Raw genomic sequence first — 17204 nt, 5'->3', positions numbered from 1 at the left:
GCTGATTGTTGACAGTTACTTCGGCTGATCCTTGACACTCCTTCGGATGAGGGAGTTAAGCGTGGCTGAGCAGAGGTATCAGGCCGTGATGGCGGTGATCGGCGACGGGTTGGCGGTGTCGTTGGTCGCCGACAAAGTGGGTGTGTCGCGCCAAACGCTGCACACCTGGTTGGGGCGTTATGAGGTCGAGGGCCTAGAAGGGCTCAACGATCGTTCGCATCGTCCGCTGCATTGTCCGCATCAAATGCCCGCCGAGGTGGAGGCGGCGCTGGTGGAGTTGCGCCGGTCTCGTCCGTACTGGGGTCCGCGGCGGTTGGTGCACGAATTGGCTAAACGCGGTGTGGCGCCGGTGCCCTCGGAATCGGCGGCTTATCGGGCGTTGGTTCGCGCGGACATGATCGATCCGGCTGATCGTGATCGGCGCTCGCGGAAGTGGAAACGCTGGGAGCGTGGCGCGCCGATGGAGCTGTGGCAACTCGACGTGGTGGGCGGATTCCCGATCGCCGATGGGACCTCGGCCAAGGCGTTGACCGGCCTTGATGACCATTCTCGATTGTGCGTATCAGGGAATTTGATGCTTGCCGAGCGCACCCGCGCGGTGTGCGAGGGGTTCCGGCTGGCGTTGGCCACCTATGGGGTGCCCGATCAGGCGCTGACCGATAACGCGCGGGTGTTCACCGGCCGGTTCAACCATCCGCCGGTGGAGGTGCTCTTTGATGCGATCTGCCGCGAGCATGGCATCGAGCATCTGTTGACCCAGCCGCGCAGCCCGACCACGACGGGCAAGATCGAGCGGTTTCACCGCACCTTGCGTGCTGAATTCCTGAGCAATCAAAAGCCTTTCACCAACCTCAAGACCGCTCAGCAGGCCCTTGACGAGTGGGTCGATTACTACAACACCGAGCGCCCGCATCAGTCGCTGAATATGGCCACCCCGGCGCAACGGTTCAGCCCTGCGCGCGCGGCGCGGGCAGCGTCTTACAAGCCTGTACAGGCTGGCCGCGATCACACCGGCGGGGATTGGGTCAGTCGCCGGGTCGGCTCCAACGGGATCGTGTGCGTGTCCTGGCAGCAGGTCTGTGGGTCGACATCAAACCCTACCAACAAACCACAGTTCAGGGAATGTATCTAGGCGAGCTAATAGGCTAGCTGAGATGCACCAGCCCGCACACAGCAAGATTGTTGAGTATTACCAAGCGCCGCAATAAATTTCATCGCACCCAACCGCGACGTTGCTTGGGAGACTCGCACGCTATACCATTGCGATCTTTGTCTAGTGCGGGTCGGTAGGCCGGGTCGCCCAGGGGAATATCCCAACGCCCGTCTGCGTGCGCCTCGCCGCAATTTTTGTAGTACGGACTGGGCCGGGGGGCCGGCGGGGCGGAAAAGTGAGTAGTCGGGTAGCTGGGCCACGAGCGGGACGGGTACTGGCGCAACAGGGTTACAACGATGATCACCGCACATATCAAGATCACCGCAATCAGCAGTGCCGCAAGCACTGTCATTACCCTGTCCACAGTGATCCGGCTACGGATTTTCGCCATTGCGGGCTTGATGTCGGACACGCCGTTAGTGTGCTCCCAGCGTCCAACAAGTCGGACAAGTTTTCACCAACCGGACCTCAGTTCCCGGAAAAGTGGCTTTCCAGGGGCCAGCCCAGGGGCCGCTGACCGTCGGGTGCTGATTGGTCCCGCTGCGGGTGCTGCCAGCCCGCAGCAGTCTCGTCCGTTATAGCGCGGCGCTACGGACAAAATAGACAAAATAGACGGATCAGCTAAAATGGACGCGCCGTGCAGACACCATCGGAGGGAGAGCCCATGTCCACGGTCTCGTACCGCAACCGCGACGGGAAGCTCGTCGATGTACCCCTAGTCGCCGCCACCCGTCTCAAAAACGAGTTCGGCACAGTCTTCGAGCAGGCCGCAGTGGATGGCGCCGTGGTGATCACCAAGCACGACGTACCCAAGGCGGTGCTGTTGTCGTATGCCGAGTTCGAGGCGCTGACCGCATCGGCCACACCAGCGCTCGACGATCTGACTGAGCGCTTCGACAAGCTGCTGGCCACAATGCAGACGCCGAAAGCCAAGGCCGGAGTCGCTGCAGCCTTCGACGCCACACCGGAGGAATTGGGTGCCGCCGCAGTGAAAGCGGCGCGCTCCGCGCGCTCGCGGTGATCCTGGGTGGCCCATGGTTCCCAAAACCATGACGCGGGCCCAAATACACGTGTTGGCGGGCGTCAACGGAGCCGGCAAGAGCAGCATCATCGGCGCGACGATCCGCGATAAGGGCGGTGAGTACTACAACCCCGATGAGGCCGCGCGCGAGATCATGGCGGTTAACCCAGGACTTGCCCAGACCGAGGCTAACGCGGCGGCATGGGAACAGGGGCGAAAGCTGCTGGAGCGAGCGATTGATCAAGGCCTCGACTTCACCTTTGAGACCACGTTGGGCGGCAACACGATTCCGGGACTGCTGGCCGAAGCCGCCAAGCGTGGCATCGAGGTCCACGTCATCTATGTCGGGCTCGACAGCGCCGATGCCCATATCCAGCGGGTGCGACAAAGGGTCCGAGCTGGCGGACACGACATCGCGGAAGCCGACATCCGTCGTCGCTGGCGCCACAGCGTGATTAATCTCGTGACATTGCTGCCTATGCTCACCGAGCTACGGGTGTATGACAATTCGGCGACCGCGGATCCTGCGACCGGGCAGGCACCAAAGCCGGTCTTGGTACTGCACACTAAGCGCGGTCGCATCGTCGGGCCGGCCGATCTGACCGCCACACCGGCTTGGGCTAAGCCCATCGTGGGTGCCGCGCTATAGCTCACACACCAGGCGGCCTTCCGGCCCGCTTTGCTTTCGGCCTAGGGCTAATCCTCGGTGTGCGGTGTAGGACTTTGCGGTGATTCCCACTTCGATTCCAAATACCGACGCACCACGGTGCCCGCCGCTAGTTCGAGCTGGAAGGTTTCACCGTCGTCGTCCTCGAGCGTCACGACGTAGCCGGCGTCGCCCGAGTCCTTGAAGACCACTTTGTAGAGCTGTTCGCCAGAACCGCGGTCGACAGCGATCATGTCGCCGGGTGTGACGTTGTCGATGCTGTCGTCGCCAAATACTTCAGGCATAAGTCGATGGGGGATTCAGCCGCCAAGCGCGTCTTCGAGCTCCCGCACATGGTCCTGCGTTTGCTGAAGCAACGGCCGTAACGCCTCAGCGACATCCGGCAATCCCAAGTCCGTTGCCTCCATCACGCGCTGCCGGTAGCGGTCCAACTGACGACGTTCCAGCTCCACATCAGCCTTCAACGCCGACGCGCCGTCGGTAGCGTCCGGCACGTCGGGCACTGACACGGTCGGCGTACCGCCGAGAAAATCGATCTGCTGAGCGAGGATCTTCGCGTGCTGCAGCTCTTGGGCGAGGTGCTTATCCAGTTCCTCGGTGATCGAGTGGTATTCGGGTCCTTTGATCGTCGCAATGTGCTGGGTGTACTGAACGATCGACTGATACTCAGTAGCCAGGTCCTCGTTGAGCCGTTCGAGAAAAGTGCTGGTGTCCATGTGGCTAGGTTTCACCGACGACCGCGCGCCCAAACCGGTTCGTCGAACGTGGGGGATATCGACGAAAAGTGGTCGGATTGTGTACTTCCCCCCACGCTCGGCGCGCCCAGGAGGGCCCAAAACGAGGTCAGTACGGCGGCTCCAACGTGGTGAACATCGGAAAATGGCGCACATTGGTCGTTAGCAGTTCGGCGTCAAAGACGATTGCGGTGGCCGCGATCAGGTAATCAACGGCACCGATACCGCTGTGGCTTCGTCGGTAACGACGGGCGAGCCGTCCGGCGACGCGGGCGATTTCCTCGGTTACTGGGGCCCAACGCAGGGCGGAGCAGAACTGTTCGACCGCATCGAGCTCTTTGTGGCGTACGCCTGCATGGAGCTCGAATCGGACCAATTCGCTTGCCACTAAGTCTTCGCCGGCCTCGACGACCGTCGCGAGAAAGTCGACAGCGGCCGGCTCGCCGCGCAAGTGGTCGACAGCGACCGTGGTGTCGAGCAGCTTCACGCCAGGCCGAGACGGCTTAGGCGTTCGTTCAGGTCGCCGCGAACCGCGTCGACGTACTGGGCGCCGGTGAAGTCACGTCGACGCCAGCTGCCGGCACTTCGCTTCAGCGCGGCCAACCGGTCTTCTTTGCTTCCGCTGCTGTACGTCGCGCGGATCGCCCTACGGATGAGCTCGGATCGGGATGCACCGCTTGCCCTGGCGACGCGATCGAGAAGCTCGATCTCCTCATCCGTAAGGGTGATTTGCGTGCGCATGACATCATCATACATCTAGTGATGTATAACCGCCTCGGGTGTGACACGGCGCGATACCACCCGAAGCTCGGGCTTGGACTACGGTATGCAGCGGTAACTCCGCCTCTCGTCCGCGGCGGTGCCGCGTTTGCTAGGAGGGATTCAACCCATGCGCTTCGTTAGCATCGCCGTGCTCGTCGCGGCCACCGCCATCGTCGGCTCTGCCGGCATTGCCGCGGCTGCCCCGAAGGACTACTGCGCCGACCTCAAGGGTGCCAATACCGGCAGGACTTGTGAGATCCAGCTGTCCGACCCCGGGTACAGCGTCGACATCAGCATCCCGCTGGACTACCCCGACCAGAAGTCGGTCGCCGAATACGTCTCCCAGACGCGCGACGGATTCCTCAACGCGGCCAAGTCGGGCGCGCCGCGCGACACACCGTCTGAGCTGAAGATGAAGCCGACGGAATACAACTCGGCGATTCCCCCGCGCGGCACCCAGGCCGTCGTGTTCAAGGTCTCCCAAAGCGTCGGCGCCCCGCATCCGCAGATGTACAAGGCGTTCAACTGGGACCAGACCTACCGCAAGGCGATCACCTACACGGCCGCAGCGGACGACAAAGAACACACGCCGTTGTGGCGGGTGGACGATCCGCTAAAGACCGTCGCGCCGATCGTCCAGGCTGAACTGCAGAAGCAGCAGGCACCGCCACCGCCGCCGGCGCAACCGGGTCAGCCCGCAGCGGCGACGCCGACTACTGCGCCGACACCACCGCCCTTGCCGATCGCGACGGCCGCGCTGTACAACCCGGACAACTACCAGAATTTCGCGGTGGTCAACGACGGGGTGTACTTCTTCTTCGACCAAGGCGTGCTGCTGCCCGACTCGGCCGGGCCGTTGCAGGTGCTTGTGCCCCGATCAGCGATCGACCCGATGCTCGCATAAAACTCTCGCACTCAGGTCGCGTGCGATTCTCCGCTCAAAGCAGCGCTTAGTCGGCGAGTCGCAGAAGAGAGCTGCGCACCCAGACGAGTGACCGCCGCGCCGCTCACCGGCTCGGCGCTTGGCACCAGGCTGAGCATCAGCGCGACGCGCGACCCCTCCAGGATCGGGGAGTCTATGTGGCTTACGTCGTAGGTTCGGTCCGGGTCCAAGCTCACCGGAAACCACTCCTCCTGATGGATGAGTTCGTCGGTCAACGCCTGCGCCAGCTGGCTCAGCCTCGTGGAACGTACCTCGGCGCTACGTACGATCTGCGCCAGCTCTTGCAGGCGCAGGTCGGGCAGGATGTGCAGACCCACGGCATAGCCACGCTGCTTTGCGGCTGCCAGAGCCTGGCGATAGCGATCGCGCACGTCCTCAGGCAGGGCGGCCAGCCAGCGCTCCTCAGCATCTGGCCCGGCCCAGGCAACAATCGACGCCCCATACGGCGGGCGGTGAGGGAACTGGGTGCCGATGGGCATCGGGTGACCGCCGCCGTGAGGACTTCGGACCTGATCGACGACGGTGGAGTACTCATCGCTGACCGAGAAGGCGATGCAGTGCGCACCCGTCGCCGCCGACAGCTCGGCCATCACCGAGCGGGCTAAAACCAGTGCGGGATAGCGGTTTTCCGCCTCTCGGCCGAGTCGCACCAGAGCGGGACCGAGGTGGTAGGTCTTGCGAACCGGGTCGCGGAGCAGCCAGCCGGCCTTGAGCAGTTCGGACAGCATCGAGTGACAGCTGGCCTTGTGGACGTTCAAGTGCCGCGACACCTCGGCCAAGGTCATCCCGCCGTTCCCGTCACCCGCCAGATGCTCGAACAGGTTGACCACCCGCTCGGTCTGAGGGGAGGGACGCGGAGCCATACAGCAATAGTCGCATAATGCGACTGCTTGCGGTGATATGCGCGACCATGTGACCATTGCCACAATGGCTGACCTTCAGGGCAGAGTGGCGGTCGTAACCGGCGGAGCCGGTGGCATCGGCCGGGCGCTGGGCAGGCGTTTCGGCCGCGAGGGCATGACGGTGGTGCTGGCCGATGTCCTCGCCGAACCGCTGCAGCAGGCAACCCGGGCGCTCGCCGACGACGGCATCGAGGCGGCCGGCGTGGTCACCGACGTCACCGACTATTCATCCGTCGAGTCGCTGGCCAAGGAGACGCTCGATCGCTTCGGCGCAGTGCACGTGGTATGCAACAACGCCGGCACCGGCGCAGTCTCCGAGGGCTACATGTGGGAACACGACCTGGCCGATTGGCGCTGGGGCCTCGACGTCAACGTGCTGGGCGTCATCCACGGCATCAAGGCCTTCGTGCCCATCCTGCTCGAACAGGGCGAAGGACATGTGGTCAACACCTGTTCGGGCAACGGCGGATTCGCGCCGATTGCCCGGGGCGCCATGGGCGGACCGGCCAATGCGGTCTACCCGATGACCAAGGCCGCCGTGCTATGCCTGACCGAAAGCCTCTACACCCACCTGGAGATGGCAGGGACGCGGGTGCGGGCCCACGTCCTTTTCCCCAGCGGCTTTCTGAACACCGGCATCTGGGAGTCGTGGCGGCACCGGCCGCAGCGCTACGCCGCGACCCAACAACGTCGCACACCCGAGCACACTCTGGCAGACGTTGTGGCCCGCTTCGAAGCCGCCGGCGCACGTGTCGAGTTCACCCCGCTCGAGACGGTCGCCGACCAAGTGGTGGAAGGGATTCGGGCAGATCGCTTCTGGATGCTCGGCCCACCCACACCCGCCGAGGATGTGGTCAGCCGCAAGGCGGCATCGATCGTTAATCGCAGCAACCCCGACTACCTGGTCGACGTTCTCGACAAGACGGCTACTGAAGGAGGTAAGCGTTGAGCCCCAACGTGATTCGCTACGGTCCTCGCCCACCCGAAACCCAAGTCGACCACGAGATCGACGCCACCAAGGCGCCTATCGCCACCGAAGCGGTGACGGTCACGTACCTCACCGACCCCGAGATCGTCGCGGCCGTACTGCCCAAGCCGCTGGAGCCGACGGCCGAGCCAGTGGTGCGTGTTCAGCTCCAGCGGGTGGCGATAGAGGGCCGGCCGCCATTCGGCTCGGCGGTTTTCTCGGTGACCGCCCGGCACGGCGAGCGCCACGGCGACTACCCCCTCTTCATGCCCCAGTCCACCGAGCAGTCTGTCACGGGCGGACGCGAAACATTCGGTGAGCCAAAGAAATTGGCCCACATCGAAGTGGAGCGTGACGGCGACCGCGTCGCCGCCACTGTTGACCGGCTGGGCTATCGGCTCATCAGAGTGAACGGTCAGGTCACCGGCTCGGCGGCCCCACCGCCCGACCAGGTGAACACCGAGTTCTACTTCAAGTTCCTGCGTGCCCCCGACGGCAACGGCATCACCGACCCCCACCTCGTCTACGGCGAATACCACCGCCACTACGAGCTGCTGGAAGACATCGACGGCACACTCGAATTGGGAGACTCCCCGCTGGATCCGGTGGCCGACATCGTGATTCGGCAGATCAGGTCGATCACCTGGTGCCGCAGGCGCACCGTCCAGGTCGGCCGGATCGCGGAGCGGGTGCCCCAGGAGTGGCTGCTTCCGTATGTGCACCAGCGCTACGACGACGTCGCACTGCTCGCCGCTCCCGGGCCCGAACCGGCGCGGGTGTAGCCATGGATCAATACACGGTCATTTCGGCCGACTGTCACGCCGGTGCGGATCTGCTCGACTACCGCGAGTACCTCGATCCGCAGTACAGGGACGAATTCGACAGCTGGGCAAAGACATACGTCAACCCGTTCGGCGATCTGACCGAGCCCGACGCCGAACGCAACTGGAACAGCGATCGGCGCAACTCTGACCTGGATTCCGAAGGCATTGCGGGCGAGGTCATTTACCCCAATACCGTGCCGCCGTTCTTTCCGCAGGCCAGCCTGGCGGCGCCGCCACCGGAGACCGCCCGGGAACTCGAGCTGCGCTGGGCCGGCCTGCGCGCGCACAATCGCTGGCTGGCCGACTTCTGCTCCGCCTCACCCGAGCGGCGCGCCGGGGTCGGCCAGATCCTGCTCGGAGATCTCGACGAGGCCGTCGCCGAGATAGCCCAGATCGCGAAGCTGGGACTGCGCGGCGGTGTGCTGCTGCCGGGCGTCGTCCCCGGTACCGGCATTCCGCCGCTCTACGCCGAGCACTGGGAGCCGCTGTGGGCGGCGTGCGCGGAGGCGGGGGTGGTGGTCAACCATCACGGCGGCAGCGCCGGGCCGAGCCCGACCGACGGGTGGGGCAGCTCGTTCGCGGTGTGGGTCTACGAGACGCACTGGTGGGCGCATCGGGCGTTGTGGCACTTGATCTTCAGTGGCGCACTGGATCGTCATCCGGACCTGACCGTGGTCTTCACCGAGCAGGGCGCCGGGTGGATACCGGCGACGCTGGACTCGCTGGACGTGGCGGCGGCCCGTTACGCCCGGGCAAGCTCGGCGATCGCTCGTTTCGCCGGGCCCACCGCCGGCTCGCTTTCCCTTAGGCCCAGCCAGTACTGGGCCCGCCAGTGTTACGTCGGTGCCAGCTTCATGCGGCCCGTCGAATGTGCCGAGCGCCACCGCATCGGCGTCGAGAAGATCATGTGGGGAAGCGACTACCCACACTTCGAGGGCACTGCGCCCTACACGCGGGAAGCGTTGCGCCACACCTTCAGCGGTGTCCCGGCCGACGAGGTGGCGGCCATGGTGGGCGGAAATGCCGCGGCCGTCTACGGTTTCGACCTCGAGGCCCTCGCGCCGCTCGTCGACCGAATCGGCCCGACCGTGGCCGGGGTCGCCGAGCCGCTGCCCGCCGTACCCGCCGACGCGCGCAGCACCGTGTTCGAACCCGACCCGATCCGCGCCTGGTAAGGAAGGACCTCCCGTGAACCCCTACCTCATCATCTCGGCGGACACCCACGCCGAACTCCCCACCGAGCGGTATCGCGAGTACGTCGACCCCGAATACCGGGAGGACTTCGAGGCCTACCTGGCAGAGAAGACCGCAGCGGCGCAGGCGGGCGGGTTCATCGACGAGGAGTTCGCCGAGCAGTGGTTCTCCGAGCATGGCGACGGCATCGCCGGGGGATGGGATGTGGCGCTGCGGGACAAGGAACTCGACGGCGACGGCGTGGTCGGCGAGGTGATCTTTCCCGATGCCGACGCCGTGACCGGGGTGGCCGGTGCCCCGTTCGGCGCCGGACTGGGCCAGTCGGGTGATCTCGACCCGGGGCGCGCCATGGCCGGGGCGCGGGCCCACAACCGCTGGTTGGCTGAACTGTGCAGCCACAGCCCCGAACGGCGGGCCGGGGTGGCGGTCGTGCCGATCCTGGCCGACGTCGACGCGGCGGTCGCCGAGATCACCCGCGCGGCGGAATCCGGGCTGCGCGGCGGGATCCTGATCCCGGCGCGCTGGGTCGGCTACCCGCCCTACCACGACCGTCGCTACGACAAGGTGTGGGCCGCCTGCCAGGACCTGCAGATGCCAATCCACACCCACTCCGGTCCCGCGCCGCAGGAGGAGTACGGCGGGCATCTGGGCATCTACGTCACCGAGGTGCGCTGGTGGGGGGCCCGGCCGCTGTGGTTCGCGTTGTGGTCGGGCGTGTTCGAGCGCTTCCCCCGGCTGCGATGGGGCGTCACCGAGTGCGGGGCGTTCTGGGCCAACGACTTGCTCTGGCTGATGGACACGCGGTATCTGCGTGAGCACTCGGCCAAGAAGATGAGCCATCAGATGGAGGGCGATCTGACGATGCCGCCCTCGGCCTACTTCGACCGGAACTGCTTTATCGGGGCCACCACGACGGAGCGCAGGGAGCTGGCGCGGCGTTACGAGATCGGCGTGCCGAACATCTTGTGGGGCAACGACTTTCCCCATCCCGAGGGGACCTGGCCGCATACCCGCGACTGGCTGCGTCGTTCGTTCTGGGACGTCCCCATCGAGGAGACCCGGCAAATGCTGGGCCTGGCAGCAGCCGAGGTGTACAACTTCGATCTCGACGCGCTGGCTCCTCTGGCTGAGCGCATCGGCCCGACGCCCGAGGACCTCGGCCAAGACGATGCGGTGAGCATCCCCAAGTGGGAGACCGCCCGCCGGGTAGGGCGACATTGGCTTACGGATGCAGAGCCCATTCCCGACCTGGTGGAAAAGTGAGACTCGGCTCATACACGTTGCGTACACGTAACGTGTACGCTACGTGTATGAGCAAGGTGCGTACGAATATCGAGATCGAAGACACCTACGTCCAGACGATCATGGATCGCTATGGCGTCCGGACCAAGACTGACGCGGTCGACCTCGCGCTGCGCCATCTCGCCGGCCAACCGATGACGCGCGATGAGGCCCTCGCGATGCGCGGCGCGCGCGCCATCGACGAAATCCCCGCCGACACAACGCCCCCGCGGACATCGTGATCCTCGCCGACACGTCGGCGTGGGTCGAATACGACCGCGCAACCGGCAGTCCCGTCGATCGGCGCCTCACCGACCTCATTAGCCAGGACGGACCGCTGGCGGTGACAGAACCCGTGATCATGGAGGTCACGGCCGGCGCACGAAGTGACGAGCGCGAGGCAGATCTTCGTCGCCTGCTGCTGCGCTTCAAACTGCTCCGATTCGACACCGCCGCGGACTTCGACGCGGCAGTCCGCATCTACCGCAACTGTCGCCGGGCTGGCATCACTCCCCGTGGACTGATCGACTGCATGATTGCGTCGGTAGCCAGACGCGAGGATGCCGCCCTTCTCGCACACGACCGCGACTTGGACCGCGTCGCAAGAGTTGTGGGCATCGGCATGGATCCCGCGTCGCTCAGTTGCTAGTGGCATGCCTTTGGAATCTGGCCCCTGGGCGCGAAGGGTGGCGCGTCATGAGTGCTCCACCGCGGGTTCAGTTTTGGGCGGCCAACACATCACGCACCGCCGCGTCGACGGTGCTCAGCAACTCGGGGTCAAGGCCGACACGGCCGCGAACCAATACCGACGCGCAATTGGCGGGCGGCAGCCCCTCGGCCGGACAGAGACCATCGGGAAGCTTGCCGATTATCGGCAGCAGCGCCACCCCGAGCCCGGAGCGCACCGCCGCGTAGAGTCCGGACAAGTCGCCGCATTCGGCAGCGATCTCGTAGGAGATGTCGCGCTTTTCGAGAATGGAAAAGGCCGGCTCGCGCAATGTGCAGGGCTCGGAAAAAATGACGAGCGGCAGCGGATCCCGCGTCGGCGCAGCGAATGTGCGCGCTGAAATCCATTGCAGGCGAACCAGTCCTGAGGCGTTGATGCGGTCCAAGCCCGCGCCGTCGAGCATGATCGCCACGTCCACCAGCCCCCGTTCGATCGCGTCGGCCAGTGACACATTGCGGTCGAGCCGGAAGCGCACCGGCTGATCGGGAAGGCGGTCACGCAGTGCGCTGGTCAGGCCGGCCAGCATCACGTCGGCACCGTGTTCGGTGGCGCCGATCGTCAACAGCGTGGCTTCGGATGCACCGAGATCGTTGAGCGCTGTGTCGTGCGCGGCCAATATCGTGCGGGCGTGACGCAGTACCTTCTGGCCCATTTCGGTGAACACGACGCCGCGGCCCGAGCGTTGTACCACCGGCTCGCCCACCACCGCTTCGATCCTGCGTAGGTGCTGGCTTACCGCGGACTGGCTTAGGTGTAGCGCGGCAGCCGCGCGGTGGAACCCGCCGCAGTCGGCCACGGCGACGAGGCTGCGCAGCGGCGCAATATCGAGCACCTGGGCCATACGAGGACCATAGTTCGATCAGAGCTAACAATCAATTGCTGTCTCATTACCCTCAATTTCCGCTATCTACAGGAACATAGATAAGTATCTGTGATCGGTGTCGATTGCCAATAATCGTTGGACTGCATGAGTTGAGCCGACAAGCATGGCTGCCATGGAGCTGCGCCGTATGCCACCGACCACTGCCGCGGCGGTGACGTTCTTCTACGCGGTCAGTTATCCCATCGGGACGCTGGCGGTGACCGCGATGTCACCAATGGCCACCTTGGTGCTGCGGTTCAGTTTGGCCGCATCGATTCTCACGATCTGGACCATGCTCGCCAAGGCGCCGTGGCCGCGAGGGGCGCAGTTCGGTCACGTCATGGTGGCCGGTTTGCTGATCCAAGCCGTGCAGTTCTGTTGCCTCTACGAAGCTATCGAGCTCGGAGCGCCGGCAGTGCTCTGCGCCGTGGTGGTTGCGATGAATCCGGTGTCTACGGCGATCCTGGCGACGGCGTTTTTGCGGGAGCCGCTCGGTTGGCAGCGGGTGGCTGCGCTGGTCCTCGGTGTTGTCGCGGTGCTCGCCGCGTGCGCCAAGAGGCTGGTGAGCATCCACGGCGTGGATCCCGTCATCGTGCTGCTTCTGGTTGCGTTGCTTGGTCTTTCGGCCGGCGGCGTATACCAGCAGCGGTTCTGCACTGGTGTTGACTTCCGCGCGATGAGCGCGATGCAGAATGCGGTCGCGCTGATTCCGGCGGCAGGACTTGCGATAGCGACACCACTCGCCGTGCACGACGGCGTCAAGGCCGCTATCGCGGTGGGTGGCGTGGTGCTGTTGAATGCCACGCTGGCGGTAAGCCTCTACGTGCGCGCCATCAATAACCATGGCGCTGCGGCGGTTGCGATGCTGTTCGCCGTTATTCCCGCCGTCGCAGGCGCGCTGTCATGGCTGATGCTGGGCCAGCGCCCGGACGCCGGTGTCGCGGTCGGCCTGCTCGTCGGAGGGCTCGCCTGCTGGCTCAACGGTAGAGCGTCCAGCCGGCGGCGAGTGGTAGAGGGCAGTCCCGAGGCGGCGACTGCACCTGCTCACAATCCAGCGTTCACGCAATGCCAAGCGAGGCCGATGGTCGAAGCGGCGGCCGGTGGCGGGTGAGCAGAAATGATGCCCAAACATGCTGCGACCCTTACGCTCGCGCGACGAGCCGCGGCACGATCGGCTCACCCGGCGTCAGACGTGTCGAAGCGAACTGCCCCTTGATGCCCTCGACCCAGCGCCGGCAGCGCTCGGTGAGCTTGTAGTCCTTGGTCTGCAAATGCCCGCGGGTGACGAGCACGCCGAGTTCGGCGCCCTTGCAGCGCACGTCGCCCGGCGCCGCGATCCGCATGTAGAAGGCCTCCGACTCGTCGCTCAGTGATGCCCAGTCGTTGGCGGAGCGCGCGAAGGAGACCCGCCCGTCGTCGTGCAGACGCCATATACCGGTGCGCGGGGTCGCGGTCATCAACTCGACGTGCGGCGAGGTCTCCCAAATCATCAGCTGACCCCAGACGTCGTCGCCGCCGTAACCCCGCTCCCAGCGGGCGTTGATCTCGTCGATATCCAGTTCGTAGTCCACGTCCATGTACTCGAGGAGATGAAACAGAAACAGCGGCATGTCGGCGTAGGCCTCAGTTGTCAGATTCGTCATCGGGCTCACGCCGCTTAGCCGCGGATTCACCTCGCCGAGATACAGCTCGTCGGAGTCCAAGTCGTGCAGGAGGTCCACCTCGAAGTAGCCGCGGTACCCCTCGCGCGAAAGCCGGTTACCCAGCTTTCGCACCATTTCTCGTGCGGTGTGGGTCTGTTCGGCCGTCAGCGCACCCCGCCACACGTCGTTGCCGCACCAGCCACCCTTGTACGGGGTCAGCTCCGGGTAGCCGACGAGGCTCGTCATCGCGGGACCGACCATGGTGCCGTGCCGGGTCACGACACCCTCAAGGCAGACCTCGACATTGCGGATGCGCTTCATCACCTTGAGGTCCTGACCCACCAGGACATCGGCATGGCGGTCCCAGTCGCGCTGGCCGCGCACAAAAAACGTCGTGGTGCCGGCGTCGCCGTACGCAGCCTGGACGACGAGGTTGTCGCCCAGCCCCGCATTGTGCGCTAGCGCTGACAGCTCGTCGTACGACCCGGCCCGCCCGATCACGTGAGGCACGCTGGCCACACCGGCCTTCTCCGCCAGCCTCGTCATGACGATCTTGGAACCCAGCCGGTGGCGCAGCTCCGCCGACGGCTGCATGACCTCGAGCCCCACCTCGCGGGCCAGGGCATGGGTTGCCTCGTCGAGCATCACGAAGCAGGCCTTGCCGCCCGGCCCTCGATGCGCAATGAAATCGAGCGTCTCGGGATCGCGCAGCAGGTAATTGCACACGTCCTCCATGGAGTCGAAATCCATGCGGTTACGCCGCCGCGGCACGAACACGCGGGGGTGTTCGCCCTCGAAAGAGTCAAAGTAGGTGAGGTAGAAGAAGTTTCGTATCCAGCGGTCGATGCCGAGCAGGTTGAACGGGGTGGGCGAGATGAAATACAGCGGCACGCTGTTGGTGTGAAAGAACGCACGGACATCTGAGATGCCGTTCAGCGCGCGGCGCGGCCCGGGCTCGCCGGTGCGTGGGCTCACGTCGAGGCTGCCACGGTGAGTTCACCTGTCTCCATGCCACAAGTGTGCACGCCGAACCAGTCGGTTACGCCTCTTCGGCGTACAACAGCGAATGTGTGACGCCGGTGCCGTCGAAACGGAATTCGTGCGCCGGCCGCCGTAGCGGCTCGATGGTGAGATCCGGGTGCACGACGACGCCGCCGCCGGAGGGCAGTCCGAGCCCGGTGGCCCCGCCCTGCAGCGACTCTATCGTGCGTGACAGCCGCGCCCACTCGGATCGCTCGTCGTGCGTGTCGATGACGACCGGGGCAAGCTTGAACACGTCGAGCAGCTCGGATTCCCCGACGATTCCGTACCGGCCGAGTTGGACCGCGCCGGCCGAAATGCCGACCAGGATCGCCCCTTGGGTGTAGCGGTCCAGGATCACATCCTTCATGCCGGTTTTCTCGAAGGTGTCCCAGCCCCTGCGCACATCGCCGCCCGCGAGCACGATCAGCTCGGCACGCTCCAGGAAGCCGCGGTCATCGGTATCGAACGACGAAGCGATCATCCGGTGGTCGGTGATTCCAACCGCCTCGACCGCCGCCTCGAAGATCTCGTAGAACTCCGGGCGGTCCCCGTTGGAGGCGCCGATGTAGGCCGCGCTAAACGGTGTGTCCCAAGCCAATCCGTCGAGGGCTGCATCAAGGAGCAGCCGGTTATGCCGCTCCCAGAACAGCAGCTGGCTGTCCGCCAGCAGATAGAGCGGCTGGAGTTGCGGCAACGTTGCAGTCACCGGCGGCGCAGCCGCCTAACCCCCGCCGTAGGTGGGTCCCTTTACGCCATCGCGGTACGTGACGCATTGCCCTGCGGTGCAACACGTCTCGATGAGAACCGGCGCAGCGCCCCAATGCGGTTGCACCTCCTGCGACGTGTAGTCGCCGCCGGCGCCACGACAGCTGTCTTCAACGTCCGTGACTGCGCCGGCAAGTGGCGCACCCGAAATCATCACCGCAACCGGGATTGCGAATACCGCCGCGCGCATCGCGGTGGATACAAGATGCTTCATGATCCTCCATAACTCGGCGTCGGTACCGAGGCCATTCCGTCAGTTGCTCGTGTGGAATCGAGAGCGCCAGTTTACCGGCCGCAGCGCGTGCCGGGACGCCGTCCTTACAACTCGCCCAGGTCGTCGGGCACGTCGACGGCGTACTCCCGCAGCACCTCCAGCGGCACCGCCTCCAAGGTGCGTTCGTGGGTGGAGGCCAGCACGACGGGCGCGGCGTAGCCGTCGTGGTGGGCGCGAAGCCAGTTCAGCGCTGTGACGCACCACCGGTCGCCGGGCGTGAGGCCGGGGAAGCGGTATTCGGGTCGCGGCGTCACGAGGTCGTTGCCGATCGAGCGCTGGTGCTCCAGGAACTCCGCGGTCACCACCGCGCAAATGGTGTGCAGGCCGATGTCCTCGGGCCCCGTCGCGCAGCAGCCGTCGCGGTAGAACCCGGTGAGCGGCTCGGTCCCGCACTGTTCCAGCGGCCCGCCCAGCACATTGCGATCGAGCATCGTCAGCGACGCAGAAGCTTCTCGCGGACGGTGTCGGTGACGAAGCGCCCCATCGAGACCGGCCGGAACGCGCGGGCGGCGTCGGTGAGCGCGTCGCGGGAATCCGCGGGCAGCTCGATGTCGGCGGCGGCGACGTTGAACTCGAGCTGCTCGACGCTGGATGCCCCGGGAATGGCAACCACGCCCGGCAAGCTGACCAGCCAGGCCAGCGCCACCTGCGCCGGCTTGGCGTCGACGTCGGCGGCGACGGCGCGCAGTGTCTGCAGCAGCGGCTCGATCCGGCGCAGGTTCTCGGTGCCGAAGAACGGGTTGATCGCCCGGACGCCGCCGGGCCGGTTGTCGACGCCGTACTTGCCACCCAGAAGCCCTTGCGCCAGAGGGCTGTACGCGATCACGAGGCGGTTCTCGCGCTCGGCGAACGGCACCAAGTTGTCCAGCGCGCGGGGGTATGCGAGCGAGAAATGCACCTGGTTGCTGATCACCGGCCGCCCGAGCGCGGCGTCGGCCTTCTGCCATCGCGCCAGCGAGTAGTTCGACACGCCGGCCGCGCCGATCGCGCCGCTGTCGAGCAGATCCCGCATCCCCGGCATGATCACCGAATCGGGGACCACCGGGTTCGGTTGGTGAACCTGGTAGAGCGGGATGCGGTCCAGCTGCAGCCGGCGCGCGCTGGCACGCTCGCGCTGCTTGACCACCGCGGGCAGCGGCGCGACCGGCATGATCTTGCTGGCCACCGCCACCTCGGCCCGCTTGTCGCCCAGCGCCTCGCCGAGAATCCGTTCGCTCTTGCCGAATCCGTACACCTCAGCGGTGTCGAACAGCGTGACTCCCAAGGAAAGCGCACGCTGCACGATCTCGCGCGCAGCACCCGAGGCGTACTGATCCCCGTAGCCCCACTCCCGCGAACCGAACTGCCAGGTGCCCAGCCCGATTCGGCTGACCTTTCCGATTCCCTCGACGTCCAGATATTTCATATCGCTCACCGTACTGACACCCACCGCGATCTGTACGCTGTGCCTGCAGCAGGCGTT

General features: G+C 65.4%; 21 protein-coding genes and 1 pseudogene. 11 read left to right on the top strand and 11 right to left on the bottom strand.

Annotated features, from left to right (window positions below):
- Positions 1 to 46: 46 nt before the first annotated feature.
- Positions 47 to 1081: pseudogene (locus AWC14_RS21550) on the top strand (IS481 family transposase); the annotation flags it as partial.
- A gap of 130 nt (positions 1082 to 1211) precedes the next feature.
- On the opposite strand, the gene AWC14_RS21545 reads toward AWC14_RS21550, so the two are convergent.
- A complete protein-coding gene (locus tag AWC14_RS21545; protein ID WP_081968118.1) occupies positions 1212 to 1505 on the bottom strand; it encodes an excalibur calcium-binding domain-containing protein in 294 nt (97 codons plus the stop codon).
- A gap of 312 nt (positions 1506 to 1817) precedes the next feature.
- Between AWC14_RS21545 and AWC14_RS21540 the strand changes: the two genes are divergently transcribed.
- Together AWC14_RS21540 and AWC14_RS21535 are read left to right on the top strand one after the other, a co-directional pair.
- Positions 1818 to 2174 carry a type II toxin-antitoxin system prevent-host-death family antitoxin gene (locus tag AWC14_RS21540; RefSeq protein WP_045378366.1) on the top strand — a complete coding sequence of 119 codons (357 nt, stop codon included), beginning with the start codon at positions 1818 to 1820 and terminating at the stop codon, positions 2172 to 2174.
- A 13-nt stretch (positions 2175 to 2187) separates the two neighbouring features.
- Entirely contained in the window at positions 2188 to 2823 is a 636-nt protein-coding gene (locus AWC14_RS21535) for an ATPase (protein ID WP_045378364.1), read from the top strand.
- A 47-nt stretch (positions 2824 to 2870) separates the two neighbouring features.
- Here AWC14_RS21535 and AWC14_RS21530 read toward each other — a convergent pair whose 3' ends face one another.
- The 4 genes from AWC14_RS21530 to AWC14_RS21515 all read right to left on the bottom strand — a co-directional run bounded on the left by AWC14_RS21530 (position 2871) and on the right by AWC14_RS21515 (position 4316).
- Positions 2871 to 3125, bottom strand: a complete 255-nt coding sequence (locus AWC14_RS21530; RefSeq protein WP_045378360.1) for a hypothetical protein — start codon at positions 3123 to 3125, stop codon at positions 2871 to 2873.
- Positions 3126 to 3140: 15 nt separating this feature from the next.
- The gene (locus tag AWC14_RS21525; RefSeq protein ID WP_045378357.1) at positions 3141 to 3557 is read right to left on the bottom strand and encodes a ferritin-like domain-containing protein; all 417 of its coding nucleotides are present in this window, start codon (positions 3555 to 3557) and stop codon (positions 3141 to 3143) included.
- Between the two features lie 127 nt (positions 3558 to 3684).
- Positions 3685 to 4062 carry a type II toxin-antitoxin system VapC family toxin gene (locus AWC14_RS21520; RefSeq protein WP_045378354.1) on the bottom strand — a complete coding sequence of 126 codons (378 nt, stop codon included), beginning with the start codon at positions 4060 to 4062 and terminating at the stop codon, positions 3685 to 3687.
- Positions 4059 to 4316 (bottom strand): ribbon-helix-helix domain-containing protein, encoded by a 258-nt coding sequence (locus AWC14_RS21515; protein ID WP_045378431.1) that lies wholly within the window; start codon positions 4314 to 4316, stop codon positions 4059 to 4061. The genes AWC14_RS21520 and AWC14_RS21515 overlap by 4 nt, the downstream gene beginning before the upstream one ends.
- A gap of 148 nt (positions 4317 to 4464) precedes the next feature.
- Here AWC14_RS21515 and AWC14_RS21510 point away from each other — a divergent pair, with 148 nt between their 5' ends.
- Positions 4465 to 5241: an RsiV family protein gene (locus AWC14_RS21510; RefSeq protein WP_045378350.1), complete on the top strand. Its 777-nt coding sequence runs from the start codon at positions 4465 to 4467 to the stop codon at positions 5239 to 5241.
- A gap of 11 nt (positions 5242 to 5252) precedes the next feature.
- Here the strand turns inward: AWC14_RS21510 and AWC14_RS21505 are convergent, their stop codons facing one another.
- A complete protein-coding gene (locus AWC14_RS21505; RefSeq protein WP_045378348.1) occupies positions 5253 to 6143 on the bottom strand; it encodes an IclR family transcriptional regulator in 891 nt (296 codons plus the stop codon).
- A gap of 64 nt (positions 6144 to 6207) precedes the next feature.
- On the opposite strand from AWC14_RS21505, the gene AWC14_RS21500 reads away from it, so the two are divergent.
- The 6 genes from AWC14_RS21500 to vapC are packed head-to-tail and all read left to right on the top strand — an operon-like array spanning position 6208 to position 11097.
- The gene (locus tag AWC14_RS21500; protein WP_045378428.1) at positions 6208 to 7131 is read left to right on the top strand and encodes an SDR family NAD(P)-dependent oxidoreductase; all 924 of its coding nucleotides are present in this window, start codon (positions 6208 to 6210) and stop codon (positions 7129 to 7131) included.
- A complete protein-coding gene (locus AWC14_RS21495; protein WP_045378345.1) occupies positions 7128 to 7931 on the top strand; it encodes an acetoacetate decarboxylase family protein in 804 nt (267 codons plus the stop codon). The genes AWC14_RS21500 and AWC14_RS21495 overlap by 4 nt, the downstream gene beginning before the upstream one ends.
- A gap of 2 nt (positions 7932 to 7933) precedes the next feature.
- The gene (locus AWC14_RS21490) at positions 7934 to 9148 is read left to right on the top strand and encodes an amidohydrolase family protein (RefSeq protein WP_045378342.1); all 1215 of its coding nucleotides are present in this window, start codon (positions 7934 to 7936) and stop codon (positions 9146 to 9148) included.
- A 13-nt stretch (positions 9149 to 9161) separates the two neighbouring features.
- A complete protein-coding gene (locus AWC14_RS21485) occupies positions 9162 to 10430 on the top strand; it encodes an amidohydrolase family protein (protein WP_045378339.1) in 1269 nt (422 codons plus the stop codon).
- Positions 10431 to 10477: 47 nt separating this feature from the next.
- Positions 10478 to 10690 carry a type II toxin-antitoxin system VapB family antitoxin gene (locus AWC14_RS21480; RefSeq protein WP_052425573.1) on the top strand — a complete coding sequence of 71 codons (213 nt, stop codon included), beginning with the start codon at positions 10478 to 10480 and terminating at the stop codon, positions 10688 to 10690.
- The gene (vapC, locus tag AWC14_RS21475) at positions 10687 to 11097 is read left to right on the top strand and encodes a type II toxin-antitoxin system VapC family toxin (RefSeq protein WP_045378333.1); all 411 of its coding nucleotides are present in this window, start codon (positions 10687 to 10689) and stop codon (positions 11095 to 11097) included. The genes AWC14_RS21480 and vapC overlap by 4 nt, the downstream gene beginning before the upstream one ends.
- A 67-nt stretch (positions 11098 to 11164) precedes the next feature.
- Here the strand turns inward: vapC and AWC14_RS21470 are convergent, their stop codons facing one another.
- Entirely contained in the window at positions 11165 to 12016 is an 852-nt protein-coding gene (locus tag AWC14_RS21470; RefSeq protein ID WP_045378330.1) for a LysR family transcriptional regulator, read from the bottom strand.
- Between the two features lie 169 nt (positions 12017 to 12185).
- Here AWC14_RS21470 and AWC14_RS21465 point away from each other — a divergent pair, with 169 nt between their 5' ends.
- Positions 12186 to 13148, top strand: a complete 963-nt coding sequence (locus AWC14_RS21465) for a DMT family transporter (protein WP_081968116.1) — start codon at positions 12186 to 12188, stop codon at positions 13146 to 13148.
- A 31-nt stretch (positions 13149 to 13179) separates the two neighbouring features.
- Here AWC14_RS21465 and AWC14_RS21460 read toward each other — a convergent pair whose 3' ends face one another.
- The 4 genes from AWC14_RS21460 to AWC14_RS21445 form a co-directional block, all read right to left on the bottom strand.
- On the bottom strand, positions 13180 to 14655 hold the full coding sequence (locus AWC14_RS21460; RefSeq protein WP_045378327.1) for a biotin carboxylase: 1476 nt from the start codon (positions 14653 to 14655) through the stop codon (positions 13180 to 13182).
- A gap of 64 nt (positions 14656 to 14719) precedes the next feature.
- Entirely contained in the window at positions 14720 to 15409 is a 690-nt protein-coding gene (locus AWC14_RS21455; protein WP_045378324.1) for a Type 1 glutamine amidotransferase-like domain-containing protein, read from the bottom strand.
- A 377-nt stretch (positions 15410 to 15786) separates the two neighbouring features.
- Positions 15787 to 16173 carry a DUF2237 family protein gene (locus AWC14_RS21450; RefSeq protein WP_045378321.1) on the bottom strand — a complete coding sequence of 129 codons (387 nt, stop codon included), beginning with the start codon at positions 16171 to 16173 and terminating at the stop codon, positions 15787 to 15789.
- Positions 16174 to 16175: 2 nt separating this feature from the next.
- A complete protein-coding gene (locus tag AWC14_RS21445; RefSeq protein ID WP_045378318.1) occupies positions 16176 to 17147 on the bottom strand; it encodes an aldo/keto reductase in 972 nt (323 codons plus the stop codon).
- Positions 17148 to 17204 lie beyond the last annotated feature (57 nt).

The organism is Mycobacterium kyorinense, assembly GCF_002101735.1.
In the GTDB taxonomy this organism is placed as follows: Bacteria; Actinomycetota; Actinomycetes; order Mycobacteriales; family Mycobacteriaceae; genus Mycobacterium; species Mycobacterium kyorinense.
The sequence above is the reverse complement of the archived record's forward strand: the minus strand, read 5'-3'. Positions and strand labels throughout refer to the sequence as shown.

Coding starts and splice junctions, on each gene's coding strand:
- AWC14_RS21545 (WP_081968118.1), bottom strand. CDS start 1,505: ATGACAGTGCTTGCGGCACTGCTGATTGCGGTGATCTTGATATGTGCG.
- AWC14_RS21540 (WP_045378366.1), top strand. CDS start 1,818: ATGTCCACGGTCTCGTACCGCAACCGCGACGGGAAGCTCGTCGATGTA.
- AWC14_RS21535 (WP_045378364.1), top strand. CDS start 2,188: ATGGTTCCCAAAACCATGACGCGGGCCCAAATACACGTGTTGGCGGGC.
- AWC14_RS21530 (WP_045378360.1), bottom strand. CDS start 3,125: ATGCCTGAAGTATTTGGCGACGACAGCATCGACAACGTCACACCCGGC.
- AWC14_RS21525 (WP_045378357.1), bottom strand. CDS start 3,557: ATGGACACCAGCACTTTTCTCGAACGGCTCAACGAGGACCTGGCTACT.
- AWC14_RS21515 (WP_045378431.1), bottom strand. CDS start 4,316: ATGCGCACGCAAATCACCCTTACGGATGAGGAGATCGAGCTTCTCGAT.
- AWC14_RS21510 (WP_045378350.1), top strand. CDS start 4,465: ATGCGCTTCGTTAGCATCGCCGTGCTCGTCGCGGCCACCGCCATCGTC.
- AWC14_RS21505 (WP_045378348.1), bottom strand. CDS start 6,143: ATGGCTCCGCGTCCCTCCCCTCAGACCGAGCGGGTGGTCAACCTGTTC.
- AWC14_RS21500 (WP_045378428.1), top strand. CDS start 6,208: ATGGCTGACCTTCAGGGCAGAGTGGCGGTCGTAACCGGCGGAGCCGGT.
- AWC14_RS21490 (WP_045378342.1), top strand. CDS start 7,934: ATGGATCAATACACGGTCATTTCGGCCGACTGTCACGCCGGTGCGGAT.
- AWC14_RS21480 (WP_052425573.1), top strand. CDS start 10,478: ATGAGCAAGGTGCGTACGAATATCGAGATCGAAGACACCTACGTCCAG.
- AWC14_RS21470 (WP_045378330.1), bottom strand. CDS start 12,016: ATGGCCCAGGTGCTCGATATTGCGCCGCTGCGCAGCCTCGTCGCCGTG.
- AWC14_RS21465 (WP_081968116.1), top strand. CDS start 12,186: ATGCCACCGACCACTGCCGCGGCGGTGACGTTCTTCTACGCGGTCAGT.
- AWC14_RS21450 (WP_045378321.1), bottom strand. CDS start 16,173: ATGCTCGATCGCAATGTGCTGGGCGGGCCGCTGGAACAGTGCGGGACC.
- AWC14_RS21445 (WP_045378318.1), bottom strand. CDS start 17,147: ATGAAATATCTGGACGTCGAGGGAATCGGAAAGGTCAGCCGAATCGGG.